We start from the raw sequence: 19,646 nt of genomic DNA, 5'->3' as shown, positions 1-19,646 counted from the left end.
GGACGGGTCGGCTAGCCCGCCAGACCCAGCAGGTGGGCCGCGACGGCCGGGGCGGACGTGGTCCCCGTGGTGATGAGGAGGATGGTGTCGTCGCCGGCGATCGTGCCCAGCACGTGCTCCACGCGCGCCTGGTCGATCACGCTGGCCAGGAACTGCGCCGCGCCCGGGGGCGTGCGCAGGACCACGAGGTTCGCGGTGGGCTCGGCGGAGACGAGCAGCTCGCGGGCCATGCTCGCCAGGCGATTCAGCTGCGCGTCCGAGCCGCGGCCCGGCACGGCGGCGTCGTCGCCCTCCGCCGGCAGGGCGTAGACCATGCCGGCCGGCCCGCGCGTCCGCACCGCGCCGAGGTCCACCAGGTCCCGCGAGAGCGTGCCCTGGGTGACGGACAGCCCGCGATCGCCCAGGGCGTCCGAGAGTTCGGCCTGGGAGCGGATGCCCCGGGTGGCCAGGATCTCCCGGATCGCGGCCTGACGGGCGATCTTCGTCGTGGGGGCGGCCATCAGCGCGGCTCCTCGGCCAGGCCGGAGCGATACAGCAGCCAGGCGATGAGAGCCTTCTGCGCGTGCAGGCGGTTCTCGGCCTCGTCGAACACCACGGACCGCGGCCCGTCGATCACCTCGGCCGTGACCTCGTAGCCCCGGTACGCGGGCAGGCAGTGCAGGAAGATCGCGTCGTCGGCCGCCCGCGCCATCGCGGCGGCGTCCACCTGGTAGTCACGGAACAGCGCCAGGCGGGCCTCCTTCTCCTCCTCCTGGCCCATGGACACCCACGTGTCGGTCACGACGACGTCCGCGCCCGCCAGGGCCTCGGCCGCGTCCGTCGTGACGAGGACGGAACCGCCCGTCTCCGCCGCCCGCCGTCGGGCGGTGGCCACGACGTCCTCGGCAGGCAGGTGCCCCTCGGGTCCGGCGACCCGCACGTGCATGCCGGCCGTCGCGCCGCCGAGCAGGTACGAGTGGGCCATGTTGTTCGCCGCGTCCCCCAGATACGTCAGAGTGCGGCCCGCCGTGCCGCCGAGGTGCTCGCGCACCGTCAGCAGGTCGGCGAGGATCTGACAGGGGTGGTAGTCGTCGCTGAGCGCATTGACCACGGGCACCGAGGAATGGGCGGCCATCTCCACGAGACCGGCCTGCGCGAACGTGCGCCAGACGATGACGCCGACCATCCGCTCCAGCACGCGGGCCGTGTCCGCCACGGACTCCTTGTGGCCCAGCTGCGACTCCCCCGGGTTCACGATCAAGGGCGTCCCGCCGAGCTCGGCGATGCCCGCGGCGAACGAGACGCGGGTGCGCGTGGAGGTCTTGTCGAAGAACACGATGCCGGTCCGGGGCCCGGCCAGCGGGCGGTGCCGGAACCGGTCGGCCTTCATCTGCGCGGCGAGGTCGAGCACCTCGGCCTGCTCGGCCGGGGTGAGGTCCGTGTCCACCAGGAAGTGGCGGACGGCGGCAGCGGGGGTCATGGGCGGTCTCCTTCGGAGGGGGTCAGGGCGGCGGCCACGAGCCCGGGCAGGGCCGCGGCGAAGCGCTCGAGCTCGGCCACGGGCACGGTCAGCGGCGGGGCCAGGCGCAGGGTGGACGGGCCGGTGGCGTTGAGGATCCAGCCCGCCTCGAGGCCGGCGGCGACGACGGCGGGGGCCAGCCCGCCGGCCGGGGCCGCTCCCGCGGGGTCGGCCAGGTCGACGCCGATCCACAGGCCGTGACCGCGCACCGCGGCCACCTCGGGCAGATCCTCCAGCAGGGCGGCCACGGCCTCACCCGCCGCGCGGACGTGGCCGAGCAGGCCCTCGTCCTCGACGGTCCGGAGCACGGCCAGGCCCGCGGCGGTGGCCAGGGGGTTGCCGCCGAACGTGGTGCCGTGCTGGCCGGCCGTGAGCAGCCCGGAGACGGCGGGGCCGACGCACACGAGCGCCCCGATCGGCACGCCGCCGCCCAGTCCCTTCGCCAGGGTGAAGGCGTCGGGCACCACCGGCTCGGCCGCCCCGGTGACGGCCGGATTCTGGAAGCCGAACCACGTGCCGGTGCGGCCCACACCGGACTGCACCTCGTCGAGGATCATCAGGGCGCCGGCCTCGCGGGTCGCGGCCCGCACCTCGGCCAGGTAGCCCGCCGGCCAGCCGTGCACGCCGGCCTCGCCCTGGACCGGCTCGAGGATGACGGCGGCGACGGTGGCGCCGTCGTCGTCCGGGGCCAGGGCCGCTCGCAGGGCCGCGGCGTCCCCGCCCGGCACGTGCTCCACGCCGCCGGGCAGCGGCTCGAAGGGCGCCCGGTAGGCCTCCTTGTGCGTGAGCGCGAGGGCGCCCATCGTGCGGCCGTGGAAGGCCCGCTCGAGCGCGATCACCCGCGTCCGGCGGCCGGACGGGTCCTCCGCGCCGTGGCGGCGGGCGAGCTTGAACGCGGCCTCGTTGGCCTCCGTGCCGGAGTTCGCGAAGAACACGGTGGAGCCCGCGGGCGCGCCGGCCAGCTCCAGCAGGCGCTCGGCCAGGCGGATCTGCGGCTCGGAGGTGAAGAGGTTGGACACGTGGCCGAGCGTGGCGATCTGCTCGGACACGGCCCGCACCAGCGCCGGGTGGCCGTGGCCGAGCGCGTTCACGGCGATGCCGGCCAGCAGGTCCGTGTAGCGCCGGCCGTCGGCGTCCCACACGTGGACCCCCTCGCCGCGCACGAGCACGCGGGTGGGGCGGCCGAAGACTCCGGTCAGGGCGGCGTGGTAGCGCTCCAGCAGCGCGGACTGGTCGGTGCTCATGCGTCCTCCTCGGGGGTGGTCGGGGCGGTGGGCTCGGCATCGGGCACCACCTGGGTGCCGACGCCCGCGGAGGTGAAGACCTCCAGCAGCATCGAGTGGGGGCGGCGGCCGTCCACGACGTGGGCGCGCTGCACGCCGGCGTCGACGGCCGCCAGGCACGCGGCCATCTTCGGGATCATCCCGGAGGCCAGGGAGGGCAGCAGCGCACGCAGCTGGGCGGCGGTGAGCGAGCTGATGAGGGAGTCCCGGTCCGGCCAGTCCGCGTAGAGGCCCTCGACGTCGGTGAGCAGCACGAGCTTCGCGGCGCCGAGGGCGGCGGCCAGGGCCGCGGCGGCGGTGTCCGCATTGACGTTGAGGACCTGCCTGGTGGGCTGGCCGTCGTCGTCGATCTCGGGGGCGACCGACGAGACCACGGGGATCCGCCCGGACTCGATCACGTCGAGGATCGCGGTCGGGTCGACGCCGGTGACCTCGCCCACGAGGCCGAGGTCCACCTCCTGCCCGTCCACGACGGCGCCCGTGCGGCGGGCGCGCAGCAGCCCCGCGTCCTCGCCGGAGAAGCCGACGGCGTACGGGCCGTGGGAGTTCACGAGGCCGACCAGCTCGCGGCCCACCTGTCCCGTGAGCACCATGCGGACCACGTCCATGGCCTCCTCGGTGGTCACGCGCAGGCCGCCGCGGAACTCGGACGCGATGCCGAGGCGGTCGAGCATCGCGTTGATCTGCGGGCCGCCGCCGTGCACCACCACGGGGTGGACCCCCACGTGGTGCAGGAACACGATGTCCTCGGCGAACGCCCGGCGCAGCTCCTCCGAGACCATGGCGTTGCCGCCGTACTTGACGACCATGACGGTTCCGGCGAACCGCCGGATCCAGGGCAGGGCCTCGATGAGGACCTCCGCCTTGGACTCGGCGCGGTCGAGCCGGTCCGCGGTGGACAGGACGGGTGTGGCCGCCGTGGCCGGGTCGGTGTGCGGGCTCATGCTGGGGGTCCTCACGTGGAGTAGGCGGAGTTCTCGTGGACGTAGTCGTGCGTCAGGTCGTTGGTCCAGACCGTGGCCTCGGCGTCGCCGGCGTGCAGGTCGACCTCGACGAGCACCTCGCGGGCCGTCAGGTCCACACGGGAGCGGTCCTCTCCCACGCCGGAGGCGCGGCACACCTGGACGCCGTTGAAGCGCACGTCGAGGGCGTACGGGTCGAAGGCGGCGACCGACTCCGGGACCGTGCCGACGGCGGCGATCACGCGTCCCCAGTTCGGGTCCTGGCCGAAGATCGCGGTCTTGAACAGGTTGGAGCGGCCGACGGCGCGCGCGACGGCCTCGGCCGCCTCCTCGGTCTCGGCGTGGACCACGCGCACGGCGATGTCGTGCCGGGCGCCCTCGGCGTCGGCGACGAGCTGGCGGGACAGGTCCGCGCAGACCTCGTGGAGGGCCGCGGCGAACGCCGCGGGATCGGGCGCGGTCCCGGACGCGCCCGAGGCCAGCAGGATCACGGTGTCGTTGGTGGACATGCACCCGTCCGAGTCGACCCGGTTGAAGGTGGCGCGCACGGCCTCGCGCAGGGCCGCGTCGAGGGCGGGGGCGGGGACGTCGGCGTCCGTGGTGATGACGCTGAGCATGGTGGCCATGCCGGGTGCCAGCATGCCCGCGCCCTTGGCCATGCCGCCCACGGTGAAGCCCTCGCCGCGGGCCACGGCGGTCTTGGCCACGGTGTCCGTGGTCTTGATCGCGACGGCGGCGTCCTCGCCGCCGGCCGGGCTCAGGGCGGCGACCGCCTCGGACACGCCCGCGGTGAGGGTGTCCATCGGCAGGCGTTCGCCGATGAGGCCGGTCGAGCAGACGAGCACGTCGTCGGCGGCGGTCCCGAGGGCCGCGGCCGCGTGCTCGGCGGTGCGACGGGCGTCCTCGAGGCCCTCGGCGCCGGTGGCCGCGTTGGCCCCGCCGGAGTTCAGGACGACCGCGGTGGCGCGGCCGTCCTGCACGGCGCGGCGGGTCCAGACCACGGGGGCGGCCGCCACCCGGTTCTCGGTGAGGACGGCGGCGGCCGCGTCGCGCGGGCCCTCGTTGACGACGACGGCGACGTCGGGCGTGCCCGAGGCCTTCAGCCCCGCGGTGACGCCGGCCGCCCGGAACCCCTGTGCTGCGGTGACGCTCACGGCGCGACCCCCTGCTGCTCGAGCCCCGCCTGCTCCGGCAGGCCCAGGGCGATGTTCATGGACTGCACGGCGCCGCCGGCCGTGCCCTTGGTGAGGTTGTCGAGCGCCGCGCAGACGATCACGCGGCCGGCCCGCTCGTCCACGGCGAGCTGCAGCTGCACGTGGTTGGAGCCGAGGACCGCCTTCGTGGTGGGCCACTGCCCCTCGGGGAGCAGGTGCACGAAGCGTTCGCCGCCGTAGGCCGCGGCCCATGCGGCGCGCACGTCCGCGGCGGCGACGCCGGGGCGCAGCCGCGCCGTGGCCGTCGCGAGGATGCCGCGCGACATCGGCGCGAGCGTGGGCGTGAAGGAGACGCGGACCGGCTCGCCGGCCGCCTGGGCCAGACCCTGCTCGATCTCCGGGGTGTGCCGGTGCCCGCCGCCGACGCCGTACGGGCGCATCCCGCCCATGACCTCGGCGCCGAGCAGGTGCGGCTTGAGCGCCTTGCCCGCCCCGGAGGTGCCCGAGGCGGCGACGATCACCACGTCCTGCGGCTCGAGCAGCCCCGCGGCGAAGCCGGGCGCGAGGGCGAGGATCGAGGTGGTCGGGTAGCACCCGGGGACGGCGATGCGGCGGGTGCCGGCGAGTCGCTCGCGCTGACCGGGCAGCTCGGGCAGGCCGTAGGGCCAGGTCCCGGCGTGCGCGGTGCCGTAGAAGGCCTCCCAGTCCGCGGCGGACTCGAGGCGGTGGTCGGCGCCCGCGTCGATCACCAGGGTGTCCGGGGAGCGCTCGGCGATCTCGGCCGCGAGCGCCCCGGAGGCCCCGTGGGGCAGCGCGAGGATCACGACGTCGTGACCGGCGAGGACGTCCGCGGTGGTCTCGGCGAGGACGCGGTCCGCCAGGGCGTGCAGGTGCGGCTGGAGGGCGCCGAGGCGCTCCCCCGCGTTCGAGTGGGCCGTGATGGCTCCGACGGTGACGGACGGGTGGCCGGCGAGCAGGCGCAGGGCCTCTCCCCCGGCGTAGCCGCTGGCTCCGGAGACGGCGACGGTGTGGGTCATGGCCCCATCCTAGCGTAGATATGCGTTGCACGGAATATCTATGCGTTGACTCGGGTCCCCCGGGACGGGCCGGATGTCCGGGCCCGCTCCTAGAGTGGGGCCATGACCACTGCGAACACCCCCGCCGTCCCCCGCACCCACCACGCCGTCGTCGTGTCCGCCACGGGCGGCCCCGAGGTCCTGCAGTGGACCGAGACGGAGGTGCCCTCCCCCGCACCGGGGCACGTGCTGGTGCGGACCGCCGCGGCGGGCCTGAACTTCATCGAGACGTACCAGCGCTCCGGGGTCTACGCGATGGACCTGCCCTTCACCCCCGGCACGGAGGGCTCCGGCGAGGTCGTCGCGCTCGGCGAGGGCGTGGACGCCGCGCTCCTGGGGGCCCGTGTCGCCACCGCGACGGCCACCGGTGCGTACGCCGAGCACTTCACCGCCCCCGCGGATCGTCTCCTCGCCGTCCCGGAGGGCATCGACCTGGCCGAGGCCGCCGCCCTTCCGCTGCAGGGCATGACGGCCCACTACCTCTGCCGGTCCACCTTCCCGGTGGAGGAGGGCCACACGGTGGTCGTGACGGCCGGTGCCGGCGGCGTGGGGCTCCTGCTCACCCAGCTCGCGACGGCCCGCGGCGCCCGCGTGGTCACCACGGCGTCCACGGAGGAGAAGCGGGAGCTGTCCCGGGGCGCGGGCGCCGTCGCCGCGGTGGACTACCCGGACCTCGCCGCCACGGTGGCCGAGCTGACCGACGGCGAGGGCGCGCACGCCGTGTTCGACGGCGTGGGGAAGGACACCTTCGACACCTCGCTCGAGGTGCTGCGCGTGCGCGGCACGCTCGTGCTCTTCGGCGGGGCCTCCGGGCAGGTGCCCCCCTTCGACCTGCAGCGGCTCAACGCGGCCGGCGCGCTGTACGTCACCCGGCCCTCGCTGGTGCACTACACGCGCACGGGCGAGGAGACCCGCTGGCGTGGTGGAGAGGTGTTCGGGGCGTGGGCCTCCGGCGAGCTCGACGTACGGATCGGCGAGCGCTTCCCGCTCGCGGACGCGGCCGCCGCGCACGCCGCCCTCGAGTCCCGGTCGACGACGGGCAAGGTACTGCTCACCCTCTCCTGAACCGGACCCGCCCGGTGCCTTCCGGGCGCCCCGCGCGGCCGCGGGCGGGGCATAGAATGTCCCGCTGCGGCCTGGTCCGCGTCCGACCCTCGGTTTGCCGCTCACACCCCCGGAGGCCCCTGTGTCCCTTTCGTCCGCCGCGCCCACCCCGCCCTCCGTCCCCATCGACCCCGCGGGCGCGCCGCATCGGCCGCAGCTGCCCGGCTCCGAGCGCACCCCGCCCGCCCGGACGCTCGTCGAGCTCTTCGACGCCACGGCGCGCGAGCACCCGGACGCGACCGCCCTGGACGACGGCGTCGAGCCGCTGACGTACGCGGAGCTGCGGGAGCGCGTCGACGAGACCGCCCGCCACCTGTGGGCCGCCGGCGTGCGGGCGGGAGACCGGGTCGGCGTGCGGATCGCCTCGGGCACGGCCGCGCTGTACGTCTCGATCCTCGGCGTGCTCGCCGCCGGCGCGGCCTACGTCCCCGTGGACGCGGACGATCCGGAGGAGCGCGCCCGTCTCGTGTTCGGCGAGGCGAAGGTGGCCGGCGTCCTCACCGACGAGCGGGTCTACGCCCCGCACCCCGAGCACACCGTGGACCCGGCCGCCGAGGCCCGCGCCCCCGGGCTCGAGGACGACGCGTGGATCATCTTCACCTCGGGCTCGACGGGCACCCCCAAGGGCGTGGCGGTGAGCCACCGCTCGGCCGCGGCCTTCGTGGACGCCGAGGCGCGGATCTTCCTGGCGGACGATCCGCTCGCCCCGGGCGACCGCGTGCTGGCGGGACTGTCCGTCGCGTTCGACGCCTCGTGCGAGGAGATGTGGCTCGCCTGGCGACACGGTGCATGCCTGGTCCCGGCCCCCCGCTCGCTCGTGCGCTCCGGCATGGACCTCGGCCCGTGGCTCGCCGAGCGGCGCATCACCGCCGTGTCCACCGTGCCGACCCTCGCCGCGATGTGGCCCACCGAGGCCATGGACAACGTCCGGCTGCTGATCTTCGGCGGCGAGGCCTGCCCGCCCGACCTCGCCGCGCGCCTGGCGGAGGACGGCCGCGAGGTCTGGAACACCTACGGCCCCACGGAAGCCACCGTCGTCGCGTGCGCGGCCCCGCTCACCGGTCTCGACCCGGTCCGCATCGGCCTGCCCCTGGACGGCTGGGACCTGGCCGTCGTCGATCCGCAGACCACGCTGCCCGTGGCCGAGGGCGAGACGGGCGAGCTGATCATCGGCGGCGTCGGCCTGGCCCGCTACCTCGACCCGGCCAAGGACGCCGAGAAGTACGCCCCCATGCCCTCCCTCGGCTGGGAGCGCGCCTACCGCTCCGGCGACCTCGTGGTCTTCGAGCCGGAGGGCCTGCTGTTCGTCGGCCGCGCCGACGACCAGGTGAAGCTCGGCGGCCGGCGCATCGAGCTCGGCGAGGTGGACGCGGCCCTCCAGGCCCTGCCCGGCGTCCACGGCGGCGCCGCGGCCGTGCAGACCACCCCGGCGGGCCACCAGATCCTCGTCGGCTATCTCGTGCCCGCGGACCCCGACGCCGGGCTCGACCTGCACATGGCCCGCGAGCACCTCGCGACGGAGCTGCCGGCCGCCCTCGTGCCCCGGCTGGCCGTCGTGGACTCCCTGCCCACGAAGACCTCCGGCAAGGTGGACCGCCACGCGCTGCCGTGGCCCCTGCCCGGCGCCGAGGTGGACGAGGACGCGCCCCCGCCGGACGAGGACACCGCCGACGGCTGGGTGCTGCGCCAGTGGGCGGACGTGCTCGGCGCGCCCCCCAAGGACGCCGACACCGACTTCTTCGAGGCCGGCGGCGGCTCGCTCGCCGCGGCCCAGCTCGTGGCCCGCCTGCGCCTGCGCCACCCGGCCGTGACCGTCCAGGACGTCTACCGCAACCCCACCGCCGGGGCCCTCGTGGCCGCCGTCGTGGGCGAGCACGGCCCCCACGGCATCGAGGTGCACGACCGGCACGTCGACCGCACCCGCCACCGCACCCAGTGGGTCCAGACCCTCGTGGGGCTGCCCGTGTTCGTCCTGCCCGCCCTGCGCCTGGGCGTGTGGACCGGCCTGGCCCTGAACCTGCTGACGCTCTCCGGGCTCGCGCCCGGGCTGCCCACCGTGCCGTGGTGGGTGCTGATCGTGGCCGGCCTGCTGGTGGTGACCGTACCCGGCCGCATGCTGCTCACCGCCGCGACGGCCCGGCTGCTGCTGCGCGGGGTGAGCCCCGGGTCCTACCCACGCGGCGGCCGCGTCCACCTGCGCCTGTGGCTCGCCCAGCAGATCAGCGACCTCGTGGACCCCTACTCGCTGGCCGGCGCCACGTGGGTGCCCGCCTACGCGCGGCTGCTGGGCAACCGGATCGGCAAGGACGTGGACATGCACACCGTGCCACCGGTCACCGGCATGCTCACGGTCGAGGAGGGCGCCGCGATCGAGCCCGAGGTGGACCTGTCCGGCTACTGGGTCGACGGCGACGTCGTCCGGCTCGGCGAGGTGCGCATCGGCGCGGACGCCGTCGTGGGCGCCCGCTCCACGCTCCTGCCGGGCGCCCGGGTCGGCGCCGGGGCGCACGTCGAGGCCGGGTCCACCGTCGCCGGGCGGGTGCGCGGCGGCCAGCGCCACGCCGGCTCCCCCGCCGTCAAGGTGGGCAAGGTGAAGTCCCGCGGCCCCGCCGAGGCGCCGCGGGAGACCCCGGGCTGGCGCCTGATGGCGACCGTCCTCTCGACCCTCATCTCCCTCCTGCCGCTCGTCTCCGCCGCCGCGGCGGCCGCGGTGGCCGCGTGGTCGCTGACCTGGTGGCCGCCGGCCCCGGAGGCGGGACCGCTGGCCGCCGTCGGGACCACCGCGGCGCGCCTGCTGGCCGCGAGCCCCCTGGTGGCCGGCGTGTGGTTCCTGACCCAGATGCTGCTCGTGCTCGTCACGGTGCGCCTGCTCGCGCTCGGCATCACGGAGGGGCACCACCCCGTGCGCTCCCGGGTCGGCTGGCAGGTGTGGGCCACCGAGCGCGTCCTCGACGCCGCCCGCGACCAGCTCTTCCCGATCTACGCCTCCCGCTTCACGCCGACGTGGCTGCGCCTGCTCGGCGCCGAGGTGGGCCGCGGCGTCGAGGCCTCCACCGTGGTGCTCGTGCCGAGCATGACCCGCGTGGGCGACGGCGCGTTCCTCGCCGACGACACGATGGTCTCCTCCTACTCCCTCGACGGCGGGTGGATGCACGTGGCCCCCGCGAAGGTCGGCAAGCGCTCGTTCGTGGGCAACTCCGGCATGGTGCCCGGCGGCCGCACCCTGCGCCGCGACTCGCTCGTGGCGGTGCTGTCCACCACCCCGGCCAAGACCAAGGCGGGCACCTCCTGGATGGGCTCCCCGCCCGTGCGCCTGCGCCGCAACGAGGTCACCGCGGACGCCTCCCTCACCTACGACCCGCCGGCCCGGCTCAAGGCCGCCCGCACCGCCTGGGAGCTGCTGCGCGCGATCCCGGTGTGGCTGCACGTGGCCCTGTCCATCGCCGTCGGCGCGACGCTGACCGCCCTCATCGCGGTCGGCACGTGGGTGCTGGCCTTCGTCCTGGGCGGCGTCGTCCTGCTCGCGGCCGGCGCGGTCGCGGCGGGCCTGACCGTGCTCGCCAAGCGGGTCTTCGTCGGCCGGATCCGCGCGGGCGAGCACCCGCTGTGGTCCTCGTTCATCTGGCGCAACGAGGTCGCGGACACCTTCACCGAGTTCCTCGCCGCCCCGTGGTTCAGCCGGGCCGCGGCCGGCACCCCCGCCCTGGTCTGGTTCCTGCGCGCGATGGGCGCCCGCATCGGCCACGGCGCCTGGGTCGAGTCCTACTGGCTGCCCGAGGCCGACCTCGTGGAGCTCGGCGACGGCGCCACCGTGAACCGCGGCTGCGTCGTCCAGACCCACCTGTTCCACGACCGCGTGATGTCCCTGGACGCCGTCGTCCTGGAGGACGGCGCCACCCTCGGCCCCCACTCCGTGGTGCTGCCGGCCGCTCGCCTGGGCCGCGGCACCACCGTCGGCGCCGGGTCCCTCGTGATGCGCGGCGAGGAGCTGCCCGCCGGCACGTGGTGGCTCGGCAACCCGGTCTCCCCGTGGCGTCGTCCCGACGGCGACCCCGCCGCCGCGGCCACCCCCTCCCGAGAGGAAGCATGAGCACCGATCCCTACGTCCCGGGCGTCGGCACCGACGCCGCCACCGTCGAGCACATCGCGCTGGACCTCGATGTGCGCCTGGCCGCGAACCGGGTCTCCGGCACCGCCGTCCTGCGCGTGCGCCTGACGAAGCAGAGCCGCCGCATCGAGCTGGACCTGCACCGGCTGCGCGTGTCCCGGGTGGCCGCCGTCGTCGACGGCCGCCCCATCACCCCCTCGTTCACCCAGCCGGGCCGCGCCCCGAGCCGCCTCGTCGTGGACCTGGGCGAGAGCCGGCCGGAGGGCACGCTCGTGGAGCTCACCGTGGTCTACGCGGGCACACCCACGCTGCGGCGCAGCCCGTGGGGCACCATCGGCTGGGAGGAGCTCACGGACGGCGTGCTCGTGGCCGGGCAGCCCCACGGCGCCTCCACGTGGCTGCCGTGCGTGGACTCCCCCACCTCGCGCTCGACGGCGGAGATCACCCTCACCTGCGATGCGGGCTACCTGCCCGTCGCCAACGGCGTGGGCGAGCCCGTGCGCACGCGCGGCTCACGGGTCACGTGGCGGTGGCGGCTCGACCAGCCCGTGCCCGCCTACCTGCTCAGCGTGCAGATCGGCCGCTACCGGCTCGTGGACGCCGCCCCTCCCGCCGAGGGCCTGCCGCCGCTGCGCCTCGTGGTGTCCCCGGGGACCGAGCAGCGGGCCCGCCGGGCCCTCGCCGCCCAGCCGGCCATGATGGCGACGTTCATCGACGCCTACGGGCCGTACCCGTTCGAGGACTACACCGCCGTCGTGGCCGACGAGGAGCTCGAGATCCCCCTCGAGGCCGCGGGCATGTCCCTGTTCGGCACCAACCACCTGGACGGCTCGTGGGAGTCCGAGCGGCTGATCGCCCACGAGATGTCCCACCAGTGGTTCGGCAACGCCGTGACCCTGGGCCGCTGGTCCGACCTGTGGCTGCACGAGGGCTTCGCCTGCTGGTCCGAGTGGCTGTGGGCCGAGGCCTCGGGGCGGTCGACCATCACCGCGATGGCGCGGCGGGCCTGGCAGCGCCTGGCGGACGAGCCGGTGGGCCTGGTGCTGACGGACCCCGGCGCTCCGGAGATGTTCGAGGACTGGGTGTACAAGCGCGGCGCGCTCACCGTGGAGGCGCTGCGGCACCTGATCGGCGCGGACCTCTTCGGCTCGATGCTGCGCGCCTGGGTGCGGGAGCACCGGTTCGGCACCGTCGACTCCCTGGGGCTGCGCACGCACGTGCACGCGTGGGCCCCGCACGCCGGGGTGAGCCGGGCGCAGGTGGACGAGCTCTTCGACGCGTGGACGCTGCGGCCCGCCCTGCCGCCGTTCCCGGGCTGAGGCGGCTGCGCGGTCGACTCAGCGGCCCCGCCGCGCCAGCGCCCCGACGAGACCGCCCGGCAGCCGGTCGGTCAGGTCCACCAGCACGACGTCGGCCGGCACGGTCAGCGCGTCGACCGCGGCGGGGTCGCCCGTGAAGCCGGTGCCGGCGGCCTTCACGAGCGCCTCCTTGCGCGTCCACAGCCGGGCCCGCGCGGCGGGCCTCTCGGGGGTGGGAAGCTCCCGCACCCGGGCGCGCTCCGCCGTCGAGAAGCCCACCCCGCCCAGGCCGTCCTCGTCCGCGAAGGCCGCGGCGTCCGCCCGCTCGACGTCCACCCCGAGGCCGAGCCCGTCGGCGGGCCGTGCCGGCGCCCACCACGCCCCGATCCGCGCCCGATCCTCGGCGCCGGGCATCCGGACGTGCGTGAACGAGACGAGCGCGACCCGGCCGGGAGGCAGGCCGGTCAGCGCGGGGACGCCGTGCGCGGCCGAGCCGCAGCCCGCGCAGGCGTGCCGGAGCCCGAGCGGCCCCACCGGCACGCCCCAGGCCGCCGTCAGGGCGGTGCGCACCTGACCGAGCAGCGCGGAGACGGCGTCGGCCGCCCCCGCCGAGGCGGGGACGGCCGACGTCAGGCCCCACGGGCCGGTCGCGGCGGACACGGTCAGCGCTGGACCGCCCCGTGCCGCTGCGCCGCGAGCGCGGTGGCCGCGGCGCGGGCCTCGGAGGCCTCCTCCGCGGTGAGCGTGCGGTCGGGGGCGCGGAACCGCAGGGAGAACGCGAGGGACTTCCGCCCCTCCGGCACGCCCGCGCCCCGGTAGACGTCGAACAGCTCGACGGCCTCGAGCAGCTCCCCGGCGCCCTCGGCGAGGGTCGCGCGCACGTCCCCGGCCACGACGGCCTCGTCCACCACGAGCGCCACGTCCTGCGTGCTCACGGGGAACGTGGACAGCGGCGCGGCGACCACGGTCTCGGGCGCCGCGGCGCACAGCGCGTCCAGGTCCAGCTCCCACACGCTCATGCGGGCGGGCAGATCCTCGGCCTCGAGCCACTGCGGGTGCAGCTCGCCGGCCACGCCCACCACCCGGTCCCCGTGCTCGGTCACGACGACGAGCTCGGCCACCCGGCCCGGGTGGAACGCGTGGTGCCGGCCCTGCCGGACGGTCAGCTCGACGCCGAGGACGTCGGCCACGTCGAGGGCCCCGGCGACCGCGTCCTGCCAGTCCACCGGGCGGGGGGCGTGGTCCGGCCCGGGCGCCGAGTCGTGCCCGGCGTACAGACCGGCCACGTGCCACGGCTGGGCGGGGATGCCGGCCTCGAGGTCGGCGAGGACCTCGGGGGAGGGATGGACCGCGCGCGGGGGGATCGTCGCCGAGCCCAGCTGCGCGCCGGGCAGGAAGACCAGCCCCATCTCGTACAGCGCCAGATCGCGGAAGCCGCGGCCGAGGTTGCGGCGCGCGGTCTCGACCAGGCCCGGCAGCAGCGACAGGCGCAGGTGCCGGTACTGGGAGGCGATCGGATTGGCCAGGGCCACCATCGCCGGGACCTGGCCCTGCGCGTCCGAGTCCGCCCCGAAACGCCGGTTCTGCTCCTCGGAGACGAACGGGTAGGCGAGCACCTCGGTGAGACCCGCGGCCGCGAGCGCGGCCGACACGCGGCGACGCTGGGCCTGGCGGCGGGTGAAGCCGCGGCCCGGCGGGGCCACGGGCACCACGGAGGGGATCGCGTCGTAGCCGCGCAGGCGCGCGACCTCCTCGGCGAGGTCCTCGGGGATGCGCAGGTCCGTGCGCCACGACGGGGCGGTCACGGTCAGCCGCGGGGCGGCGCCGTCGGCGGCCTCGGTCACGGCCACCTCGGCGCCCAGGGCGCGCAGCGTCTCCACGACCTCGTCGGTCGTGTACGCCACGCCCACCAGGGCGGAGGGGAAGTCGGCGGCCATCTCGACGACGGCCGGCTGCGGCCGCGTCCCGACGTCGGTGACCCCGGGCTCGGCGGTGCCGCCGGCGAGCTCGACGAGCAGCTGCACGGCCCGCTCGGCCGCCTCGTCGGCGACCTCCCAGTCGACGCCGCGCTCGTTGCGCTTCGACGCCTCCGAGGGCAGGCGGTGCCGGCGCCGCGTACGGGCGATCGACACCGGGTCGAAGTTCGCGGACTCGACCACGATCGTGGTGGTGGCGTCCGTGACCTCGGTGGCGGCCCCGCCCATGACGCCCGCCAGGCCGATGGGGCCGGAGTCGTCCGTGATGAGCAGGTCCTCGGGGTCGAGCTCGCGCTCCTTGCCGTCGAGGGTGGTCAGGGTCTCTCCGGCCCGCGCGCGACGCACCACGATCTCACCGGAGAGCGTGTCCGCGTCGTAGAAGTGCAGGGGCTGGCCCAGCTCCCACATCACGTAGTTGGAGATGTCCACCGGCAGGGAGATGGTGCGGATGCCGGCCAGGCGCAGGCGCGCGGCCAGCCACGGCGGGGTCGGACGGGTCGCGTCCACACCGGAGACCGTGCGGGCGACGAAGCGGGTGGCCCCGGGCTCGCCGTGGATCGGCGCGTCGTCGGCGATCCGGACGGCCGGGCCGGCGTCGTCGGCCGCCGGCGGGTGGACGGCGGCGGCCGGGTCCGTGAAGGGCACGCCGGTGGCGTGCGCGTACTCGCGCGCGACGCCGCGCATCGAGAACGCGTAGCCGCGGTCGGGCGTCACGTTGATCTCGGCGGCCTCGCCGTGCAGGTCCAGGACGTCCCGGGCGTCGGTGCCCGGCTCGGGGTCGAGCCCGAGGTCGCCGAGCACGATGATCCCGTCCGTGCCGTCGTCGCCCATGCCCAGCTCCGTGCTGGAGGCGATCATCCCGGCCGAGACGTGCCCGTAGGTCTTGCGGGGGCTGATGCGGAAGTCGCCGGGCAGCACCGCGCCGGGCAGGGTCACGACGACCTTGTCCCCGACCTCGAAGTTGTGGGCGCCGCACACGATGCCCTGCACGCCGGAGGGCTCGATGCCCTCGCCGGTGAGCGGCTGGGCGGCGCCCTCGGGAACCACCCGCACGGAGCACCAGTTGATGGTCTTGCCGTTCTTCTGCGGCTCGGGCTCCTTGGAGAGCACCTGCCCGACGACGATCGGGCCCTGCAGCTCGGCGGCCGGACGGTGGACGTCCTCCTCCTCGAGGCCGACGCGGACGAGGTCGGCCATCACGTCCTCGGCACGGTGCTCCGCGGGCACGGGGACGAACTCCCGCAGCCAGTCCAGGGGGATGCGCATGGATCAGACCTCCATTCCGAAGTGCTGGGAGAAGCGGACGTCGCCCTCGATCATGTCGTGCATGTCCGGGACCTCGTTGCGGAACATGAGCGTGCGCTCCACGCCCATGCCGAACGCGAACCCGGAGTACTCCTCCGGGTCCAGGCCCGCGGCGCGCAGCACATTCGGGTGCACCATGCCGCAGCCGCCCCACTCGATCCAGCGGGGCCCGCCCTTGGCGCCGGGGTGCCAGATGTCCAGCTCGGCGCTGGGCTCGGTGAACGGGAAGAAGTTCGGGCGCAGGCGGATGGCCGCCTCGGCCCCGAACATCTGGCGGGCGAAGTACTCGAGGGTGCCGCGCAGGTGGGCCATGGTCAGGCCCTTGTCCACGGCCAGGCCCTCGAACTGGTGGAACACCGGGGTGTGCGTGGCGTCCAGCTCGTCCGTGCGGAAGGTGCGACCCGGGCACAGCACGTAGGTGGGGGCGCCCCGCTCGAGCAGGGAGCGCATCTGCACCGGGGAGGTGTGGGTGCGCAGCAGCAGGTGGGCCTCGGCCGGGGCCACGAAGAAGGTGTCCTGCATCTCGCGGGCCGGATGGTCCGGCGCGAAGTTGAGGGAGTCGAAGTTGAACCACTCGGACTCGAGCTCGGGGCCCTCCGCGATCTCCCAGCCCATGCCGACGAAGATCTCCGAGACACGGTCCATCGTCAGCGAGAGCGGGTGACGGGCGCCGACGCGGCGGCGACGGACCGCGGTGGTCACGTCCACCGTCTCCTCGCGCAGGATTCGCGCGGCCTGCTCCGCCTCGAGCACCTCGGTGCGGGCGGCCAGGGCCTTGCCCAGGCGGCCGCGTGCGGCGCCCATGAGCTTGCCGGCCTCCGCCTTGCGCTCCTTGGGCAGAGCGCCGATCGCCTTGTTCGCGAGAGTCAGGGGGGCCCGGTCGCCGGTGTGGGCCAGGCGGGCGGCCTTGAGCTCATCGAGGTCCGCCGCGGCCTCGTACGCGGCGAGCGCGGCCTGCACGGCGGCCTCCACCGCCTCCGCGTCCACGGGGGAGATCTCCGCCACGGGCGCGGTGGGCTCCGCGCCGGTCTCGGGGCTGGGTGTCATCAGGGCAACGACCTTCGCATGGGGGACGGTGGGACGCCCGTCAGTCTAGTGTCCGCCCCGGGCGCGCTCGGCCTAGGCTGAGGCGCATGACCGCCCCGGACTCCCTCGACGGCACCGACCCGCTGCTGCGGGGCGTGGGCCTGGACGCGCAGACCCGCTGCGCCCATTACGCCACGGCGCGGGACGTCGTCGCCCTGCGCTTCGCCTGCTGCCCCGCGTACTGGTCCTGCCACCGCTGCCACGCGGAACTCGCCGACCACCCGGCCGTGCCGGTGCCGGCCGGCGACTTCGACCGGCCGCACGTGCTGTGCGGGGTGTGCCGCACCGAGCTGAGCGTGGCCGCCTACCTCGCCCTCGAGGCCACCGCCGATCCCGCGTGTCCGGCCTGCGGAGCGCCGTTCAACCCGGGCTGCGCCGCCCATGCCCCGCTCTACTTCGACGTCCCCGCGTCCGGGTCCCCCGCCGGTGACGTCGACCCCGCGACACGGCCGTGACCGCCGACCCCTCCCGGCCGTCGCCTCCGGCGCACGTGCGGGCGCGCGGGCTGTGGAACCTGCTGAACCTGGCGACGCCGCTGGGGCTGGTGGGCGCCGTCGTCGCCGGCTGCGCGCTGCGGCCCGGGCCGCACGGGCTGATCGAGGCCCGCGGCTGGACGCACCGGTTCCCGGGCGGGGCCGCGTTCACGGTCGGCGACGTCGTGTTCACCCGCCCCGGCCTGCGCATGACGCCCGCGCTGTGGCGGCACGAGGCCGGCCATGCGGACCAGTACGCCCTCCTGCTGGGTCTGCCGTTCCTGCCGGCGTACGCGCTCGCGGCGGCGTGGTCGACGTGGCGGACCGGGGACCCGGCGTCGCGCAACGTCTTCGAACGACGCGCGGGCCTGGCCCTGGGCGGCTACGTCGAGCGGCCCGTGGTCCGCGGCCTGCGGCCGCGCCGCTGACGGGCACGGGCGGTCGCGCCGACGCGGACCCGGGGTCCGGGGAGGTCAGTGCAGGGTGCCGCCGGGGACGTCGAGGTCGGGGCCGCCGGCCAGCGCCGTCAGGGCGGCCTCGGCCACCGCGCGCGCCAGGTCGGCCGCGGGCAGCGCCGGGGTGTCCGGCGTCGGGCGGTGCTCGGCGTCCCACGGCACGTGGAGGAAGCCGGCGGCCCGGGCGGTGCCGGGGGCGTCGAGGAGGGCGTACATGACGTGGTTGCACACGAACGCGCCCGCGGACAGGGACGGCTCCGCGGCGACGCCGGCCGCCCGGATCGCGGCGACGGCACGCTTGGCGGGCAGGGTGGCGAACAGGGCCGCGGGCCCGTCGGCGCGCACGGGCCGGTCCACGGGCTGGTCCCCCGCGTTGTCCGGGATCCGGGCGTCCTGCAGGTTCACGGCCACCCGCTCGACCCGGACGGCCGCCGTGCCGCCGGCCAGCCCGACGGCGATCGCCACCTCCGGCCGGACCCGGTCGAGGGCCGCGGTCAGGGCAGACCCGGCCGCGCCGAACGCGCACGGCAGCTCGACCGCCTCGGCCGTCACACCCCGGTCCGCCAGGATGCCCACGGCGTCCCGCGCGGCGGCGATCGACGGGTTGTGGACATCGCCGCCGAAGGGCTCGAAGCCCGTGAGCAGGACGCGGGCGGCCGGGGCGGGTGCACGGGAGGTCATGGCGACCACGGTAGGCGCGTCTCGGCGCCCGCGCCCCGCCCGGACTCGAACACGCTTGCGGGTCGATTCGAACATGTGTTCTACTTCTGGCCATGCGATGGGAAGCGCAGACCCTGCGGTCCGAGGGCGGAGCCCAGCGGGCGACGGCCGGCACACCGGCCGGCTCCGCCGCCCTGCTGCCGCTCTCGGACCTGCAGCGGAGTGTCACCACCCCGGAGTTCGCGGGGGTCACCTTCCATGAGGTGCTCGCCAAGACCGCACTGAACTCGGTGCCGTCTGCCTCGGCCATGCCGTTCCGCTGGACCGTGAACCCGTACCGCGGCTGCACCCACGCCTGCCGGTACTGCTACGCCCGCAGCACCCACACCTTCCTCGAGCTCGACGCCGGGGCCGACTTCGACCGGCAGATCGTCGTGAAGGTCAACGTCGCCGAGGTGCTGCGCGCCGAACTCGCCCGCCCCACGTGGGGCCGCGAGGCGGTGGCGTTGGGGACGAACACGGACCCGTATCAGCGGGCCGAGGGCCGCTACGCGCTGATGCCCGGGATCATCCGGGCCCTGGCCGATTCCGGCACCCCGTTCTCCGTGCTGACCAAGGGGACCCTGCTCGCGCGGGATGTGCCCCTGCTGCAGGCGGCCTCGCGCCAGGTGCCGGTGCAGGTCTCGCTGTCCCTGGCGATGCTCGACCCCGCCATCGCCGCCGCGGTCGAGCCGGGCACGCCGTCGCCGACCGCACGCCTGCGCCTGATCGAGCGGCTCGCCGCCGCGGGTGCGGACGTCACCGTCATGGCCATGCCCCTGCTGCCGTGGCTCACGGACGGGGACCGCGAGATCGACGCCCTCATGCGCGCGCTGGCGGACGCCGGAGCCGCGCGCGTCATGCCGGGCGCCCTGCACCTGCGGCCGGGCGCGAAGGAGTGGTACCTGGACTGGATCCGCCGCGAGCACCCGGATCTGCTGGCCGGCTACGAGCAGATGTACGCCCGGTCCGCCTACGCGCCCGAGTCGTACCGCCGCATGCTCACCCGGATGGCCGGGGAGGCCGCCGCACGGCACGGCCTGGCCCGCGGCGGCGCCCACGGCATCCGGCGCGAGGACGGTCCCCCGGCCCGGCGCCGGCCGGCGTCCCGGCCCTCCGCTCCGGCGGCGCAGCCCGCGCTGTTCTGACCGGTCCGCGGGGCGCGGCCG

General features: G+C 75.9%; 16 protein-coding genes. 6 read left to right on the top strand and 10 right to left on the bottom strand.

Annotation, left to right across the window (positions count from 1 at the left end; translation table 11 throughout):
* Positions 1-11: 11 nt before the first annotated feature.
* Genes argR through argC form a run of 6 tightly spaced genes read right to left on the bottom strand, consistent with a single transcriptional unit; the run spans position 12 to position 5,934 of the window.
* A complete protein-coding gene (argR, locus tag G6R13_RS07025; protein WP_095694721.1) occupies positions 12-500 on the bottom strand; it encodes an arginine repressor in 489 nt (162 codons plus the stop codon).
* A complete protein-coding gene (gene argF / locus G6R13_RS07020; protein WP_163721291.1) occupies positions 500-1,459 on the bottom strand; it encodes an ornithine carbamoyltransferase in 960 nt (319 codons plus the stop codon). Before argF ends, argR begins: the two co-directional genes overlap by 1 nt.
* Positions 1,456-2,742 carry an acetylornithine transaminase gene (locus G6R13_RS07015; protein ID WP_163721289.1) on the bottom strand — a complete coding sequence of 429 codons (1,287 nt, stop codon included), beginning with the start codon at positions 2,740-2,742 and terminating at the stop codon, positions 1,456-1,458. Before G6R13_RS07015 ends, argF begins: the two co-directional genes overlap by 4 nt.
* Complete coding sequence (gene argB, locus G6R13_RS07010; protein ID WP_225941358.1) at positions 2,739-3,725, bottom strand: acetylglutamate kinase; 987 nt, start codon at positions 3,723-3,725, stop codon at positions 2,739-2,741. The genes G6R13_RS07015 and argB overlap by 4 nt, the downstream gene beginning before the upstream one ends.
* Positions 3,726-3,736: 11 nt before the next feature.
* Positions 3,737-4,897 carry a bifunctional glutamate N-acetyltransferase/amino-acid acetyltransferase ArgJ gene (gene argJ, locus G6R13_RS07005; protein WP_163721287.1) on the bottom strand — a complete coding sequence of 387 codons (1,161 nt, stop codon included), beginning with the start codon at positions 4,895-4,897 and terminating at the stop codon, positions 3,737-3,739.
* Complete coding sequence (argC, locus tag G6R13_RS07000) at positions 4,894-5,934, bottom strand: N-acetyl-gamma-glutamyl-phosphate reductase (protein WP_095694725.1); 1,041 nt, start codon at positions 5,932-5,934, stop codon at positions 4,894-4,896. The genes argJ and argC overlap by 4 nt, the downstream gene beginning before the upstream one ends.
* Positions 5,935-6,036: 102 nt before the next feature.
* Here argC and G6R13_RS06995 point away from each other — a divergent pair, with 102 nt between their 5' ends.
* The 3 genes from G6R13_RS06995 (at position 6,037) to G6R13_RS06985 (ending at position 12,504) form a co-directional block, all read left to right on the top strand.
* Positions 6,037-7,038, top strand: a complete 1,002-nt coding sequence (locus tag G6R13_RS06995) for a quinone oxidoreductase (protein ID WP_036337495.1) — start codon at positions 6,037-6,039, stop codon at positions 7,036-7,038.
* Between the two features lie 121 nt (positions 7,039-7,159).
* Positions 7,160-11,167, top strand: a complete 4,008-nt coding sequence (locus G6R13_RS06990) for a Pls/PosA family non-ribosomal peptide synthetase (protein ID WP_163721285.1) — start codon at positions 7,160-7,162, stop codon at positions 11,165-11,167.
* Positions 11,164-12,504 (top strand): M1 family metallopeptidase, encoded by a 1,341-nt coding sequence (locus tag G6R13_RS06985; protein ID WP_036383180.1) that lies wholly within the window; start codon positions 11,164-11,166, stop codon positions 12,502-12,504. Before G6R13_RS06990 ends, G6R13_RS06985 begins: the two co-directional genes overlap by 4 nt.
* A gap of 18 nt (positions 12,505-12,522) precedes the next feature.
* On the opposite strand, the gene G6R13_RS06980 is transcribed toward G6R13_RS06985, so the two are convergent.
* The 3 genes from G6R13_RS06980 to pheS are packed head-to-tail and all read right to left on the bottom strand — an operon-like array spanning position 12,523 to position 16,811.
* Positions 12,523-13,143 carry a 4'-phosphopantetheinyl transferase superfamily protein gene (locus tag G6R13_RS06980; protein ID WP_036383183.1) on the bottom strand — a complete coding sequence of 207 codons (621 nt, stop codon included), beginning with the start codon at positions 13,141-13,143 and terminating at the stop codon, positions 12,523-12,525.
* 2 nt (positions 13,144-13,145) lie between these two features.
* Positions 13,146-15,725, bottom strand: a complete 2,580-nt coding sequence (pheT, locus tag G6R13_RS06975; RefSeq protein WP_163721283.1) for a phenylalanine--tRNA ligase subunit beta — start codon at positions 15,723-15,725, stop codon at positions 13,146-13,148.
* Positions 15,726-15,728: 3 nt separating this feature from the next.
* Positions 15,729-16,811: a phenylalanine--tRNA ligase subunit alpha gene (gene pheS, locus G6R13_RS06970; RefSeq protein WP_012750956.1), complete on the bottom strand. Its 1,083-nt coding sequence runs from the start codon at positions 16,809-16,811 to the stop codon at positions 15,729-15,731.
* An 86-nt stretch (positions 16,812-16,897) separates the two neighbouring features.
* Between pheS and G6R13_RS06965 the strand changes: the two genes are divergently transcribed.
* Both G6R13_RS06965 and G6R13_RS06960 read left to right on the top strand, forming a co-directional pair.
* Positions 16,898-17,305, top strand: a complete 408-nt coding sequence (locus tag G6R13_RS06965; RefSeq protein WP_020624687.1) for a CHY zinc finger protein — start codon at positions 16,898-16,900, stop codon at positions 17,303-17,305.
* Entirely contained in the window at positions 17,302-17,751 is a 450-nt protein-coding gene (locus G6R13_RS06960) for a hypothetical protein (RefSeq protein WP_020624688.1), read from the top strand. The genes G6R13_RS06965 and G6R13_RS06960 overlap by 4 nt, the downstream gene beginning before the upstream one ends.
* A gap of 45 nt (positions 17,752-17,796) precedes the next feature.
* On the opposite strand, the gene G6R13_RS06955 is transcribed toward G6R13_RS06960, so the two are convergent.
* A complete protein-coding gene (locus tag G6R13_RS06955; RefSeq protein ID WP_036337484.1) occupies positions 17,797-18,459 on the bottom strand; it encodes a hypothetical protein in 663 nt (220 codons plus the stop codon).
* Between the two features lie 92 nt (positions 18,460-18,551).
* On the opposite strand from G6R13_RS06955, the gene G6R13_RS06950 reads away from it, so the two are divergent.
* Entirely contained in the window at positions 18,552-19,625 is a 1,074-nt protein-coding gene (locus G6R13_RS06950) for an Rv2578c family radical SAM protein (RefSeq protein WP_020624690.1), read from the top strand.
* Positions 19,626-19,646: the final 21 nt, after the last annotated feature.

Origin of the sequence: Micrococcus sp. Alg238-R198 (genome assembly GCF_900537135.1) — a bacterium.
GTDB classification, from domain to species: domain Bacteria; phylum Actinomycetota; class Actinomycetes; order Actinomycetales; family Micrococcaceae; genus Micrococcus; species Micrococcus luteus.
Note: the sequence above shows the minus strand (reverse complement) of the source record. Positions and strands in the feature narration are given on the sequence as shown.

Coding starts and splice junctions, on each gene's coding strand:
- argR (WP_095694721.1), bottom strand. CDS start 500: ATGGCCGCCCCCACGACGAAGATCGCCCGTCAGGCCGCGATCCGGGAG.
- argF (WP_163721291.1), bottom strand. CDS start 1,459: ATGACCCCCGCTGCCGCCGTCCGCCACTTCCTGGTGGACACGGACCTC.
- G6R13_RS07015 (WP_163721289.1), bottom strand. CDS start 2,742: ATGAGCACCGACCAGTCCGCGCTGCTGGAGCGCTACCACGCCGCCCTG.
- argB (WP_225941358.1), bottom strand. CDS start 3,725: ATGAGCCCGCACACCGACCCGGCCACGGCGGCCACACCCGTCCTGTCC.
- argC (WP_095694725.1), bottom strand. CDS start 5,934: ATGACCCACACCGTCGCCGTCTCCGGAGCCAGCGGCTACGCCGGGGGA.
- G6R13_RS06995 (WP_036337495.1), top strand. CDS start 6,037: ATGACCACTGCGAACACCCCCGCCGTCCCCCGCACCCACCACGCCGTC.
- G6R13_RS06985 (WP_036383180.1), top strand. CDS start 11,164: ATGAGCACCGATCCCTACGTCCCGGGCGTCGGCACCGACGCCGCCACC.
- pheT (WP_163721283.1), bottom strand. CDS start 15,725: ATGCGCATCCCCCTGGACTGGCTGCGGGAGTTCGTCCCCGTGCCCGCG.
- pheS (WP_012750956.1), bottom strand. CDS start 16,811: ATGACACCCAGCCCCGAGACCGGCGCGGAGCCCACCGCGCCCGTGGCG.
- G6R13_RS06965 (WP_020624687.1), top strand. CDS start 16,898: ATGACCGCCCCGGACTCCCTCGACGGCACCGACCCGCTGCTGCGGGGC.
- G6R13_RS06955 (WP_036337484.1), bottom strand. CDS start 18,459: ATGACCTCCCGTGCACCCGCCCCGGCCGCCCGCGTCCTGCTCACGGGC.
- G6R13_RS06950 (WP_020624690.1), top strand. CDS start 18,552: ATGCGATGGGAAGCGCAGACCCTGCGGTCCGAGGGCGGAGCCCAGCGG.